Below are 13,638 nucleotides of genomic sequence, written 5' to 3'. Positions count from 1 at the left end.
ATCGCCGTCCGGCGCCTTGCGCTGCTGGGAGCGTCCGCAGCTTTGGCTATCGCGGTTTCGGTGCCGGCTTCGGGGGAAACGCTTCAGCAAGCGCTGTTGAAGGCATATCAGACCAACCCGACGCTGACCGGCGCGCGATCGAATCAGCGCGCAGTGGATGAGAATGTGCCGATCCAGAAAGCGGCGGGCCGTCCGAACCTTGGCGCCAGCGGTTCCTATTCGGAAAGCATCCTGAAGCCTACCATCAGCTTCACATCGCCCCAGCGCACAGCGTCGGCCAATGCGCAGTTGACGGTGCCGATCTACGCGGGTGGGGCGGTCAAGAATGGCGTGCAAGGTGCCAAGGTACGTGTCGAGGCGGGCAGGGCCAACCTGCGCGGCACGGAGGCGTCGATCTTCTCGCAAGTGGTTGCGGCCTATATGGATGTCATTCGCGACAGCGCAATTGTCTCGCTAAACCGCGCCAACGTCGGCGTGCTGGAAGTAAACTTGCAGGCGACTAATGACCGCTTTCAGGTCGGCGATCTGACGCGCACCGATATCGCGCAGTCGGAATCCCGTTTGGCACTTGCGCGCAGCGATTTGCAGACTGCGGAGGCCAATCTGATCCGCTCGCGTGAAAACTATATCGCCCTGGTCGGCTCTCCGCCGGACAACCTTGAGACTCCGCCGCCTTTGCCGAACCTGCCGCAGAGTCCCGACGTCGCCGTACAAGTCGCGGTTGCGGACAACCCCGATATTCTTTCTGCCAAAAAGCAGCGCGAAGCGGCATTCTATGACGTGCGCGTTGCGCGTGCCGCGGCAAAGCCGACGATCAACGCCTTCACGCAGGCGGGCTACACCAATTATCTCAAGACGCTGGACAATGGCGGCGGTACGGCCAATTCGGCGCAGATCAACAAGCAGGCGGCGGCCGGAGTCGAACTGAACGTGCCGCTTTATCAAGGCGGACGCCCCGCCGCGCAGGTGCGCCAGAACCAGGCCCTCGAGTCGCAGGCGATAGAGCGCGAAATCGAAGTGGAACGCGGCGTCATCGCACAGGTCCGGGCCGCCTATGCAAGCTGGCAGGCGTCTTTGCAGACGATCGCGTCCAGCCAGACCGCCGTGAACGCGACGGCGCTTTCGCTGGAGGGTGTGCGCGCGGAGAATTCGGTCGGCAGCCGCACGATTCTCGACATCCTGAATGCAGAGCAGGAAGCGCTGATTTCCCGCGTGGAACTCGTCTCCGCCCAGAGAAATGCGTATGTTGCAGGCTTTTCGCTCCTAGCTTCGATGGGCCATGCGGAGGCCGACGATCTCGGCCTCGACGCCGGTGTGCTGTATGATCCCGTGCAGAACTATAACCGCATAAAGAACAAGCTGCTCGACTGGGGCGGCGACCCTGCGCCGGTGCCTGTGGCCACGCGCACCGTTGACACGCCCGCACAAAACGCCAAGGTAGCACCCGACACTTCGAAATGATGGTTAACGACGCGCGTTGATCCTCATGTGAAAACAAAGCGATAGGGTAAAGGCGATGGGGGACATGAGCAAGGAACCCTCGATGGAAGAGATACTGTCCTCCATCAAGCGCATCATAGCCGAGGAAGGCGACGAGGCGGCAAGGGCTGCGACTCCGCGGGCGCCGCGTCGTGGCCGCGCCGCCGATGCTGATGCGGAAGAGGAAACCGGCGGCGTCCTTCGTGATGCGCAGGTGGACGAGGTTCTGGAACTCACGGACGCGTTCGACCATGATGCCAAAGCTGCTATCGTGCCGGAACCTGTATCATATAATAATGGTGAGGCGCAGGAGATGACACCACCCGATCGCGTTGTCGCGCCAGAAACCCAATCCGAAGCGCCTTCCGCTGCACCCGCCGACTCGATGCTCTCGGTTGAGAGTGAAGTTGCGGCACGCCACTCGCTCTCTACATTGTCGGCGATGCTGGTGAAGCCGCAGAGCGGTGAGGACAATACGCTGGAAGCGCTAGTACGCGAATTGCTGCGCCCCATGATGAAGCAATGGCTCGACGCCAATCTGCCGGATCTTGTGCAAGCGATGGTGGCCAAGGAAATCGCGCGAATTACGGGCCGCGAGCTCTGATTGGCTGACTTCTGTCTGCTGGTGTCACACCCGTTGCGGTAACGGGGATTGAACCCTAAAGGCAGTCGGATGACTGACCTGCCCAAGACTTTCGATCCCGCAGACATTGAAGCGCGCTGGTACAACCATTGGGAAACCAATGGTCTGTTCCGTCCAGATCGCCCATCTGCCGAGCCGTTCACCATCGTGAACCCGCCGCCGAATGTGACGGGGAGCCTCCACATCGGCCATGCGCTTGACAACACGTTGCAGGACATCGTCGTGCGCTACGAACGGTTGCGCGGCAAGGATGCGCTGTGGGTGGTCGGCACCGATCACGCGGGAATCGCGACGCAGATGGTCGTCGAGCGGCAGATGAACGCGCAGGGACAGAAGCGGACCGACCTGACGCGCGACGAATTTATCGCGAAGGTTTGGGAGTGGAAGGAGGAGAGCGGGGGCGAGATCACCCGTCAACTTCGCCGTCTAGGTTGCTCCATGGATTGGGCAAACGAGCGCTTCACGATGGACGAGGGCTTCTCGAAAGCCGTCATCAAAGTGTTCGTCGAACTCTACAATCGCGGCCTTCTTTATCGGGACAAGCGGCTGGTGAATTGGGATCCGGGCCTGAAAACCGCGATCTCCGATCTTGAAGTCGAGACGCGGGAGATCAACGGCAAATTCTGGCATTTCCGCTATCCGCTCGCCGATGGCTCCGGCCATATCTCCGTCGCGACCACCCGCCCCGAAACGATGCTGGCCGACATGGCCGTTGCGGTGAACCCGACCGACGAGCGCTATTCCGCACTCATCGGCACGATGGTGAAGCTGCCGATCACCGATCGCTTGATCCCCATCGTCGCAGACGACCATGCCGATCCGGAATTGGGATCGGGCGCGGTGAAGATCACGCCGGGCCATGACTTCAACGACTTCGAAGTCGGCAAGCGCGCAGGTTTCAAGGCTGCGGATATGCTCAACATGCTCGATGCCGATGCGAAGGTCGTCCAAGTGGCCGATGGCCTAATCCCCGGAGAGTATCTTGGCCTAGACCGCTTCGAGGCGCGCAAGGCCGTGGTGGATGCCATCGATGCGCTCGGCCTGCTCGACAAGGTGGAAGATCGCGTGATCCAGACGCCCTATGGCGATCGCTCTGGCGTTGTCATCGAGCCGTGGCTTACCGATCAATGGTATGTCGACGCGGAGACGCTCGCCAAGCCCGCCATCGAAGCGGTGAAGTCCGGTGCGATCGAGATCGTGCCGAAGACGTGGGAAAAGACCTACTTCAACTGGATGGACAACATCCAGCCCTGGTGCGTCTCGCGCCAGCTCTGGTGGGGGCATCAGATTCCGGCTTGGTTCGATGAAGACGGCAAAGCCTATGTTGCCGAAGATGAAGCGAGTGCACAGGCGCTGGCTGGCAACAAACGCCTGACGCGCGATCCTGACGTTCTTGACACATGGTTTTCCTCGGCGCTCTGGCCCTTCGGCACATTGGGCTGGCCGGATGAAACCGCGCAGGTTGCACGTCACTACCCCAATGACCTGCTGATTTCCGGCTTCGACATCCTGTTCTTCTGGGACGCGCGTATGGCGATGCAGGGGATCGAGTTCATGAAGGATGTGCCGTGGAAGCGGCTGTACCTTCACGGCCTCGTCCGTGCCGCCGATGGCAGCAAGATGTCAAAGTCCAAGGGCAACACGGTCGATCCGCTTGGCCTGATCGACGCTTATGGGGCCGACGCGCTGCGTTTCTTCATGGCGGCGATGGAAAGCCAGGGCCGCGATATCAAGATGGATGAGAACCGCGTCCAGGGATATCGCAATTTCGCGACGAAGCTGTGGAACGCCGCGCGTTTCCTGCAATCGAACGAGATCGGCGCGTCCACCACCTTGCGCGCGCCGGACGCAGAGTTGCCAGTCAACCGCTGGATCATCGCCGAGGCTATCGCCACCGTTCAGGCGCTCGACCTTGCCATGGCGGACCTGCGCTTCGACGCGGCGGCGAACACGATCTATCATTTCGTGTGGGACCGATTCTGCGACTGGTATCTGGAACTCATCAAGGGACAGATCACGGACGAGACCAAGGCCGTCGCGGGCTGGGTATTCGACCAGATCCTCGTGATGCTGCATCCGTTCATGCCCTTCATCACCGAGGAACTGTGGCACGCGATGGGTGCCCGCGACGGTGATCTGATCGTCGCGCACTGGCCACAGGCCGATGCGCACGCGATCGATCCGGAGGCCAGCGCCGAAATCGACTGGCTGATCCGCCTCGTACAGGCAATCCGCACTGGTCGGACCGAACTCAACGTGCCGCCGGGCGCGAAGATGAAGGCCATCGTCCGTGACGCATCGGCGACAACGCAAGCGCGTCTGGCACGACAGCAGACGTCACTCTCGCGGATGGCCCGTATCGAAAGCATTGCTTATGGTGAGGCCAGCGAAGCGGGTGCCGCGCAGATCGTCGTCGATGAGGCAACCTACATCTTGCCCTTGGAGGGCGTGATCGACCTCGCCTCCGAAAAGGCACGCCTGTCAAAAGCGATGGAGGCTGCGGCCAAGGAACGCGACGCGCTGGCCGGACGCTTGGGCAACTCCAGCTTCGTCGAACGCGCCAAGCCGGAAGCCGTAGAGAAGGCCCGTGCCGACCATGCGGAAAAATCGGCGGAGGCGGAACGGCTTGCGGCGGCGCTTGCGCGATTGGGATGAAATCCCGATGACCGGACAGGGCAGGGGATAAGCACCATGGCATCGCAGGCAGGCAGCAGGCGCGTCGACCTCACAACTGGTCCGGTCAGCCGGACGCTGCTTGTCTTCGCCCTTCCGACTTTGGCGTCCAATGTACTTCAGTCGCTCAACGGATCAATCAATTCGGTGTGGGTCGGGCGGTTTCTGGGCGAAGGCGCACTTGCGGCGACGGCTAATGCCAACATCATCATGTTCCTGCTCTTTTCCGCAGTGTTTGGCTTCGGCATGGCCGCTACGGTGATGGTGGGGCAAGCGATGGGACGCCGTGACTTAGACGCCGCGCGCGCTGCATTCGGATCGGCACTTGGCTTCTGCTTTGGCCTTTCCATTGTCGTCGCGATAAGCGGCTGGATTGCCGCGCCCATGATCCTGCACGCGCTTGCAACGCCTGGCCCCGCCTTCGACTTTGCGCTCACGTATCTTCGCGTGATCTTCACCGCCATGCCTGCGTCGCTGCTCAGCGTTATGATAATGATGGGTTTGCGCGGCGCGGGCGATTCGATCACGCCGCTTTGGTTCATGATCCTGAGCGTGGTCTTGGATAGCGGACTCAACCCTCTTTTCATTCGCGGCCTAGGCCCCGTCCCGGCGATGGGAATAGCGGGGTCGGCGGCGGCAACGGCAGTTGCGGGCTATATAAGTCTCTGCGCCATGCTGTTTTATATCTACCGCAAGGATTTGCCCCTGCGCCTCCGTGGCGCGGAGTTCGCCTATCTGATCCCAAGTCGGGCGCAGCTTTCCACCATCGTCGTCAAGGGTTTTCCGATGGGCCTGCAGATGATCGTCATTTCAACGGCAGGCCTCATCATGATCGGCCTCGTCAATCGGGAAGGTCTAATGACCTCGGCGGCATACGGAGCCGCGCAACAACTTTGGACCTACCTTCAGATGCCCGCCATGGCGATCGGCGCGGCCGTCAGCGCCATGGCCGCACAGAATATCGGCGCAGGCCGTTGGGATCGTGTAAACGGCATTACGTGGCGTGGTATGCTGTTCAATGTCGTGATGACTGGTTCGCTAATTGGACTGATGCTGGCTTTCGACCGACCGGTCCTCGCGCTGTTTCTGGGCAGCAACAGCGCTGCGATCGATGTGGCGCGCCATATGCAGTTCCTTGCAAGCTGGAGTTTCATGCTGTTCGGCCTGACGATGGTGCTGTTCGGAACGATGCGGTCCAATGGCGTGGTGTTCGCGCCGCTGCTTATCCTGATCCTTGCTCTGTACCCTATGCGGCTGGGCTTTTATCATCTCGCTTATCCCGCTCTGGGTGCGGATGCGATCTGGCTGAGCTTTCCAGTTGGATCACTGACATCCCTCGCGCTTGCGGGCGCCTTTTATCTGCACGGCGGCTGGCGCAACACCAAGTTGATGGTGCCGCCGGACGAGGAGGAATGCCGGGAACAAACCAATGCCGCCACGGAGCCAACTGGCCGGATGGCGCCGACGGGTTAGTTGCTTTACCGCCCCTGATTACGCCAGCGGGTGACGGTGCGTTCCAGTATCTCCTGCTCGCCCCCGGTTTCCCGCCATTGCGTAATGAAACTCGGATCGCTCGAAGCGGGCCGGCGATGTTCTTCCAATTCGTCGAGCGCCACCCGGATCGGTACCGCCACACCTTCGCCGCAGATGATGCACTCACGGTTGCGGAGCGCCGGAATGGAATCGAGGAACCCACGCGCGCCTTCGGGCATTGCCGCTTTCACGAACGCCTGATCGCGGTCGTTGTTAAGGCGCATGGCGATTATGGTGCCGCACTGGGAGAGCACGCCTTCAGCCAAGTCGGAAGGCCGCTGTGTTATCAGGCCCAGCGAAACGCCGTATTTGCGGCCTTCTTTGGCGATCCGCTCCAGTATCTTGCGGACTGCCTGACCGCTGCCGATCGTGCTGCTAGGGATGTAGCGATGCGCTTCTTCGCAGACGAGCAGGATCGGTCGTTGCGGCTCGTTGCGCGCCCATATGGCGTAATCGAATACTAGGCGCGCCAGCACGGATACCACAACCGACACGATGTCGGACGGCATTGCGGACACGTCGATGATCGAGATCGGCTTGCCTTCGGAGGGCAGGCGGAAGATTTTGGCAAGGAAGTCCTGCATCGTATCCGCGACCAACATGCCGGAGAACATGAAGCTGTAACGCGGATCGCCCTTGATCTCGTCGATCTTGGTCTTCAGCCGCATATAGGGCAGCGAATTGGTGCCTTTGTCCAGCTTCCCCATTTCGTTCTGCAGGATGTTGGTGAGGTCGGACAGCAGATAGGGGATCGGCGAATCCACCGTCAGCCGTCCAGTCGTCTCCGCCAGTCTGTTCTTACTGCGCGCCGCCAGCAGGCACTTGGCCAGAATATCGCTGTCCAGCGTCCGGTCCGATCCCTCCGACGTGACGAACACTTCGCAATGTTCCTCAAAGTTCATCAACCAATAGGGCAGGGCAAGGTTGTTGACGTCGAAGATCGCGCCATTGGTGCGGAACGCGGCGGAATATTCGCCATGTGGATCGACCATGACGATATGCCCCTGCGGCGCGAGATCGCAGATGCGGTGCAGGATCAGCGAAGCGCTGGTGGACTTGCCGGTGCCGGTGGAACCGAGCAGCGCGAAATGTTTGCCCAGCATTGAGTCGACATACAGCGCAGCGCGTGTGGTCTTGGTAGGATACACCATGCCAATCTGCACATTGGGGCGCTCGTCGGCGGCATAGATCTGGTTCATCTCCGTACTGGAGACGGGATAGACATCGGTGCCGGGCGTCGGATAGCGAGTGACGCCGCGACGGAAGCCATAAATCTTGCCTGTCAGCCGCTCTTCTGCGCCCTCGCCCAGGAAATCGATGTCGGCGATGATCTTGCTGGGGTCATGGCGATCGAGAACCATGGAGCGGACATTGGCGACCAGCCAACTGCTTCCCACCCGCATCTTGACCTGACTGCCGACCTGTCCGGCCATGGCGATGGAAGGATCGGGATCGTGGCTGTATTCGGCAAGGCAGGCGGTTTCCAGCAGCAGTTGCGAACTGGACCCTGCGATCTGGAACACCAGCCCCATGGACGGGCCCGCTGCGGATGCGCCGGCCTGCTGCATGGCCTGTTCAAATGGACCTGCGCCTGTGATGCTGTTCATACCGCCCCTCAAATCTCGTCGCGCACATTTCACGAAATGCGGCAGTTTTCGAGGTAAGCAGTACCGGTAAACATTCCCTTAGCGTAACATCAGACTCGCCGTGCAATGGCCCCTGCGGCCCAGCCCATCCCCACTGCCATGGCGATTGCGACCAGGCCGTAGAGGAACGACCAGTTCTCCGCCGCTTGTGCAATGAAGCGCTCGAACCCGGATTTGCGGACAACGACATCGCGGGTGGCGGCAGCGACGACGCGGCCGTTCTGCACCAGGAACGTCTCAGCGGTATAGTCGCCCACGATCACGCGCGCAGGCAGCGGCAGGCGCGCGCGATACAGCACGCCGTCGGTGATCTCGACTGTGCCGGGTCGCTCCACGAACAACCCGGTGCGGCGGCGCAGGTCCACGAGTCCGGCCTGAAACCGGTCCAGTTCCGCACTGTTGTTGAGCGAGGCGGGGGATAGCTGGAGCTTGTCCAACCCCATCTCGAAAATGGCGGCGGTGCGATCATCGACGATCCTGGCAATCGGTCGCGAGGATGCCATCGCGTAAAAGCTTGGCGCAGACCGGAAGCGGGCGCTGTCGGCATTGACCCAGACGCCTGCAACCTTCTGTTTCTCACGCATCGTGATCGACTGATCCGGACCTTTCAACACCACGACAATGTCGGCGGTCGTATCCGGCGCGCGCCCGTCCGGATATACGATCGCACCGAACAGCAGCAGTTCGGCGCCGGTAAAGCTGTACTGTATTTCCACTTCGCGCTGCGACACGTCCGGCACCAGCATCGGCGCCTTCGCTCCGCCAAGCATCAGCGGCAGCAGGAGCCACAGAGCGAGGCGCGCAGGCTTCGTCATTTCAGCTGCACCGTGAAGATTTCGTCCGGCCGCCAGCCAAGCCCCAACGCCATCCGGATCGCGATCGCAAGGACGATGGCGGACAAAATGATGCGCAGATATTCCGGGCGCGCCGCCATGGAAATGCGCGTACCCACCTGCGCTCCAACGACGCTGCCGATCAGCAGCAGCAGCGCCAGCACGAGGTCGACGGCCTTTGTCGTGAGGCTGTGTACCATGGTCGTCACCATTGTGACGAACAGGATTTGGAACAGCGACGTGCCCACAACGACCTGCGTGGTCATGCCCAGCAGATAAAGCATCGCGGGCACCATGATGAAACCGCCGCCGACGCCCAATAACATCGTCAATATGCCGGTCGCCACGCCAAGCAACAGCGGCGCGAGCGGCGAGATGTAAAGCCCGGATCGATAGAAGCGCCAGCGCATCGGCAATGCCGCGACCAGTGGATGATGCCGCCGCTTCCGGGCGGGCAGGCTTGCCCCCTTTCGTAGCGCGATCAGCGACTGGATGGATTCGCGCGCCATCAATGATCCGATGGAACCCAGCATCAGGACGTAAAGGATCGCGATCACTGTATCGATCTGCCCGACCTGTTGCAGCAACCGGAACAGCACCGCACCGATCAGCGCGCCGACGATACCGCCGACGACCAGGACCGCGCCCATCTGCACGTCCACTGTCTTGCGCGCTAGATGCGTAAAGACTCCCGATACACTTGCGCCCGTCACCTGCGTCGCAGCGGAGGCGGCCGCGACTGTGGGAGGTATGCCGTAGAAGATCAGCAGTGGCGTCGTCAAAAACCCGCCGCCTACGCCGAACATGCCTGACAACAGGCCGACCACTCCGCCAAGGCCGATAATCACCAGCGCGTTCACGGACAGATTGGCTATGGGCAGATAGATGTCCATCGGGCTTCCCGCCTAGCCCTAAAGCGCGGCGACATAAAGGCGCTAGAGGCGTGCCTTCAAAAATCCGCAGCCAGAGTGATGGCTGGCCCTGATCCTGGCCGTGCGTTGCCCGCGACCCGCTGCCGCCATTCGGCGGAAAGGCGTGCGCGTTGCGCTCCGATCCTGAACCGCGCCTCCACTTGTGGGCCGATATCAAGCCGTGCAACTTGCGGCTGCGCGCCACCTGAAACGCTGATGCCAGCAGTGATGGGGAGAGAGACGGACAGGGGGTGCTGGAGGCTCAGCTTCCCATCGGCGAATGCGTCACGGCTACGGATGCCAACGACACCCGCTTGTCCATATCCTTCCAACGTGAAGCGGTTCGTGACAAGGACTGGCCCGAAGCCCCCCACGGCCATGACCGCCATCGCGTTGCGGGCGTCATGATCCAACGCAATGCGCCGCTCGACGGCAACACGCACCGGCACTTGGACGGCGGGCTGAATGGATATTCCAATGGCTGCTTCCGGCGCGTGGGGACGCTTCATGGCGGAGGTCATGCGCGCATAAACCGCCAGCCGCTCGGGTGCATCGGGAAAGAGCTGGAACGCCAGCCGCGCACCTGCTTGCGATCCGCCGAGTTGGCCCACCGATGCAAGGCTGTTTCCCGTGCCTGAACCTCGCCAGAAGATCCATGTGCTGAGTGACCAGCGACCAGTTGACGGCCATTCGGGCATCAGGGGAGCGCTTGATAATGACGATCGTTCGAGCGAGGGAACATCTTTATCACGCTTGCCATTTGCCACGCCGGTGAATTGGACCGCTGACGATCCAGCAACTGAAAGTGCCTGAGTATTAGGGAAGCGCGTAGCGGAAGAATGCTTTTGAAACGGCCATATTGTCGCGGGCGGGCGGGCCTCTCTCCTGATTAAAGATGCCACTAACATAGGCATGGCGTCCACGACGCTGCCCAGTTTGCGGTCTTTTGCGGGGCCGCCTACAAGAAGCGATTGCGCCGACCAATCCTGTGAGATGGCGACACGTCCGGCGGTCCAGCAAAGCAGCACGACAAGAAGGAACCGGAGCGGTCTCCCTTTGGCGTGCGCGCCGATCAATGTGCTTCGCCCGGCGCGGCGTCTGGAAATCTATGGCGGGTCTTGTCCCAAATCAGGGGAGCACCGCGGAGCAGCCGAATATAGGCGCCCAATGCCCGCCGCGCGGCCAAGATGGCGATAAGATTGGCTACGAGTGTGCGCGGGATAGAGAGCAGGGCCTGCCGCCATCCATAGGCGCGCCCGACGAACCACGCACGCACGGCCAGCCGCCAAGCCATCAGCAAGGACGTGAACGCCAGCAATCTGGCGAGTAGCGGCGGCACTGGAGCAGCCGACGGACCGCCCCATAGCTGGATCAACCAGATTGCGGCCCAGCCGACACCGCCGAGATACGCAGCAAAGAGGACCAGTGCCGACAGCGCGGCAGCGCGATCCCGCAGCCGCATCCACCGCTCGACTGGCCCCCCGTACCAGCCAAGCCGATCCCAGCCCGATAGAGAGATGCCCACCGTCCATCGCGCCTTTTGCCGTACGGCGTCCGTCAGCGTCTCGGGGAAATGACCCCGGCTGCACACTGGTTGGCCCTTCGCATCGTTCATGCGCACGAACACGCCCCTGCAACCGCGCTCACTGAGGCGCAGTCCAAGTTCATAATCTTCTGTCAGCGATTGCGCATCGAAAGGACGGCTGCCCTGGTGCTCTGCCAACGCCGCAAGTGCATCCCGACGTATCGCGCAGCCGACGCCAGCGGAAGGCACCGCCGCGCCCAGGGCTTCCCGCACCACCAGATATTTGCCGTGTGATTCCGCGAATTCGTCGCCATAATGACCGGAGACCCATTGTGATTGCTGACTGCGCAGCGGAACCACCGGAATCTGCACCAGATCAAAGCGGTCGATCATGCGGTCCAGAAGCCGTAGTTCGTCAGGATGCACGACATCTTCGGCATCGTGCAACACGATGGCTTTGAAGTCGGCCCCTTCCGCAACTTCCTCCCGAAGCATGGCCGCCCAGAGCACATTGAGGCAATCTGCTTTGGTCGTCGGTCCGTCGCGGGTATTTACGATAATGACTATTCTAGGATCATGTTTCGCCAACGCAGCAACCTGCGCCATGGTCTCGCTGTCGTTCGGATACGTGCCGACGAAGATCCGATAGGTTCCCTCGCCCCATTTTTGCAGTGCTGTCCACAACATCGCGCCAATCACGTCGGCTTCATGCCAGGCTGGAACGAACACAGCCATGCGTCCGGGCCGTTGCGGCAGCGGCAGAGTGGCCGTCGTCATGACGTCATGTCGGCTATACACGGCTAACCGTCGCCAAATCGATCGCACGATATATGCGATGTCGATCGCCAGTTCGTCCAGGCCACCAATCGTCAATCCGATGGCGGCGAACAGCATCACTTCATGCTGAGCGCGCGTAGCGATCGCAAGCAAGGCATGCGTTAAGTCGATGAAATGGCCCCCCAATGAGGGCATACGATCCATAATGGATGCAATTGCAAGCGATATTCAGGCTCACGCGAATTTGACCGGCCCCTGCACTTGCCTGTACGCGTCCGGTCACCCTGTCCTCAAAAGGAAAATCCAATATGGAGCAAAGCCTTAGCCACAAGTCGGCTCTCCGGGCCTTTTTGACCAGTGAGGCGGGCGGCGGTGTGCTTTTGATTCTGGCTGCGGCAATGGCGATGATTGCTGCCAATGCATCCGAATCAGCGGCGCATCTGTATCAGCATTTCATTCACGCCGAGATCGGTCCCACGCTGTCTTCGAAGCTTGGGCCGATGACTACACATTTGTGGGTCAATGACGGGTTAATGGCGCTGTTCTTCCTTCTGGTGGGATTGGAGATTAAGCGTGAGTTCCTTGATGGACGCCTTGCCACCTGGAGCGCGCGAAGTCTGCCGATGATTGCGGCGGCGGCGGGAATGGCCGTACCTGCAATCATTTACCTGGTGGCTGCTGAAGGGAATGCGGATCTGTTCAATGGCTGGGCCATTCCTGCTGCCACCGACATAGCTTTTGCTATCGGTGTGCTCGCGCTTTTGGGGAGCCGCGCACCGACGTCACTCAAACTGTTTCTGATGACGGTGGCAATCGTCGACGATATGGGCGCGGTTGCCATCATCGCGATTGCGTACACGCAGGGCATCAACGTGATCGCCTTGATAGCGGCCGCAGCCGTATTGGCCGTAATGTTTATACTGAACCGGACGGGTGTTAAGGCATTGCCGATCTACCTGCTATGCTTCGCCGCGCTCTGGTATGCGGTGCTCTTGTCCGGCGTACATGCAACGATCGCTGGGGTGCTGGCCGCATTCATGATCCCGATCCGCGCCACGCCGGGTGCGCCAGACGCGATTGACAGTCCACTTCACCGTCTGGAACATGCGCTGCACCCATTGAGCGCCTATGTCGTCGTACCTTTGTTCGGGTTTGTGAATGCGGGAGTCTCGCTTACGGACATCGGCATTTCCCAGATCTTCGCGCCTTTACCGCTGGGCATTGCGGCGGGGCTGTTTCTGGGCAAGCAAACAGGCATCTACTTCAGTGTAATGTTCGCCGTGAAATTGGGCTTTGGCACCAAGCCGCGTGGGGCGACTTGGCTACAGATTTACGGCGTCGCGCTGCTTTGCGGCATCGGTTTCACGATGAGCCTGTTCATCGGCAGCCTCGCTTTTCCGGACGCGCCTCTGCAAGTCGAGGAGGCGAAAATCGGCATCCTGATGGGATCTATATTATCGGCTTTGACCGGATTCGCCGTGTTACGCTTTGCGCCGCTACATCCCGATCATGCCCGAGAGGAGGCAGAGCAGGATAGCGAAATCGAAACCGATGGCGATGTCGCCCGCTGCTGAAATGGGCATATAGCAAAAAGCCCCGGCATCGCTGCCGGGGCTTT

General features: G+C 60.8%; 10 protein-coding genes. 5 read left to right on the top strand and 5 right to left on the bottom strand.

Annotation, left to right across the window (positions count from 1 at the left end; genetic code table 11):
• Window positions 1-21 precede the first annotated feature (21 nt).
• From C1T17_RS14200 to C1T17_RS14185, 4 genes are all read left to right on the top strand, one after another.
• Entirely contained in the window at window positions 22-1,461 is a 1,440-nt protein-coding gene (locus C1T17_RS14200; protein WP_411269241.1) for a TolC family outer membrane protein, read from the top strand.
• A gap of 55 nt (window positions 1,462-1,516) precedes the next feature.
• Window positions 1,517-2,083, top strand: coding sequence for a DUF2497 domain-containing protein (locus C1T17_RS14195; protein ID WP_104954005.1), 567 nt, complete (start codon window positions 1,517-1,519; stop codon window positions 2,081-2,083).
• 69 nt (window positions 2,084-2,152) lie between these two features.
• Window positions 2,153-4,777: a valine--tRNA ligase gene (locus tag C1T17_RS14190; RefSeq protein WP_104954004.1), complete on the top strand. Its 2,625-nt coding sequence runs from the start codon at window positions 2,153-2,155 to the stop codon at window positions 4,775-4,777.
• 36 nt (window positions 4,778-4,813) lie between these two features.
• On the top strand, window positions 4,814-6,268 hold the full coding sequence (locus tag C1T17_RS14185; protein WP_104954003.1) for an MATE family efflux transporter: 1,455 nt from the start codon (window positions 4,814-4,816) through the stop codon (window positions 6,266-6,268).
• A 5-nt stretch (window positions 6,269-6,273) separates the two neighbouring features.
• On the opposite strand, the gene C1T17_RS14180 is transcribed toward C1T17_RS14185, so the two are convergent.
• From C1T17_RS14180 to C1T17_RS14160, 5 genes are all read right to left on the bottom strand, one after another.
• The gene (locus tag C1T17_RS14180) at window positions 6,274-7,935 is read right to left on the bottom strand and encodes an ATP-binding protein (RefSeq protein ID WP_411269194.1); all 1,662 of its coding nucleotides are present in this window, start codon (window positions 7,933-7,935) and stop codon (window positions 6,274-6,276) included.
• A gap of 89 nt (window positions 7,936-8,024) precedes the next feature.
• Window positions 8,025-8,744, bottom strand: coding sequence for a TIGR02186 family protein (locus tag C1T17_RS14175; protein WP_411269240.1), 720 nt, complete (start codon window positions 8,742-8,744; stop codon window positions 8,025-8,027).
• A gap of 41 nt (window positions 8,745-8,785) precedes the next feature.
• Window positions 8,786-9,700 carry a sulfite exporter TauE/SafE family protein gene (locus C1T17_RS14170; protein WP_104954001.1) on the bottom strand — a complete coding sequence of 305 codons (915 nt, stop codon included), beginning with the start codon at window positions 9,698-9,700 and terminating at the stop codon, window positions 8,786-8,788.
• A gap of 56 nt (window positions 9,701-9,756) precedes the next feature.
• Entirely contained in the window at window positions 9,757-10,416 is a 660-nt protein-coding gene (locus tag C1T17_RS14165; protein ID WP_104955241.1) for a hypothetical protein, read from the bottom strand.
• A 374-nt stretch (window positions 10,417-10,790) separates the two neighbouring features.
• Window positions 10,791-12,224, bottom strand: a complete 1,434-nt coding sequence (locus C1T17_RS14160; RefSeq protein ID WP_223262618.1) for a glycosyl transferase family protein — start codon at window positions 12,222-12,224, stop codon at window positions 10,791-10,793.
• Window positions 12,225-12,328: 104 nt separating this feature from the next.
• Between C1T17_RS14160 and nhaA the strand changes: the two genes are divergently transcribed.
• Window positions 12,329-13,594: a Na+/H+ antiporter NhaA gene (gene nhaA, locus C1T17_RS14155; protein WP_104954000.1), complete on the top strand. Its 1,266-nt coding sequence runs from the start codon at window positions 12,329-12,331 to the stop codon at window positions 13,592-13,594.
• Window positions 13,595-13,638 lie beyond the last annotated feature (44 nt).

Source organism: Sphingobium sp. SCG-1, assembly GCF_002953135.1.
Classification (GTDB): Bacteria; Pseudomonadota; Alphaproteobacteria; order Sphingomonadales; family Sphingomonadaceae; genus Sphingobium.
Note: the sequence above shows the minus strand (reverse complement) of the source record. Positions and strands in the feature narration are given on the sequence as shown.

Coding starts and splice junctions, on each gene's coding strand:
- C1T17_RS14175 (WP_411269240.1), bottom strand. CDS start 8,744: ATGCTTGGCGGAGCGAAGGCGCCGATGCTGGTGCCGGACGTGTCGCAG.
- C1T17_RS14195 (WP_104954005.1), top strand. CDS start 1,517: ATGGGGGACATGAGCAAGGAACCCTCGATGGAAGAGATACTGTCCTCC.
- nhaA (WP_104954000.1), top strand. CDS start 12,329: ATGGAGCAAAGCCTTAGCCACAAGTCGGCTCTCCGGGCCTTTTTGACC.
- C1T17_RS14165 (WP_104955241.1), bottom strand. CDS start 10,416: ATGCCCGAATGGCCGTCAACTGGTCGCTGGTCACTCAGCACATGGATC.
- C1T17_RS14170 (WP_104954001.1), bottom strand. CDS start 9,700: ATGGACATCTATCTGCCCATAGCCAATCTGTCCGTGAACGCGCTGGTG.
- C1T17_RS14180 (WP_411269194.1), bottom strand. CDS start 7,935: ATGAACAGCATCACAGGCGCAGGTCCATTTGAACAGGCCATGCAGCAG.
- C1T17_RS14190 (WP_104954004.1), top strand. CDS start 2,153: ATGACTGACCTGCCCAAGACTTTCGATCCCGCAGACATTGAAGCGCGC.
- C1T17_RS14185 (WP_104954003.1), top strand. CDS start 4,814: ATGGCATCGCAGGCAGGCAGCAGGCGCGTCGACCTCACAACTGGTCCG.
- C1T17_RS14160 (WP_223262618.1), bottom strand. CDS start 12,224: ATGGATCGTATGCCCTCATTGGGGGGCCATTTCATCGACTTAACGCAT.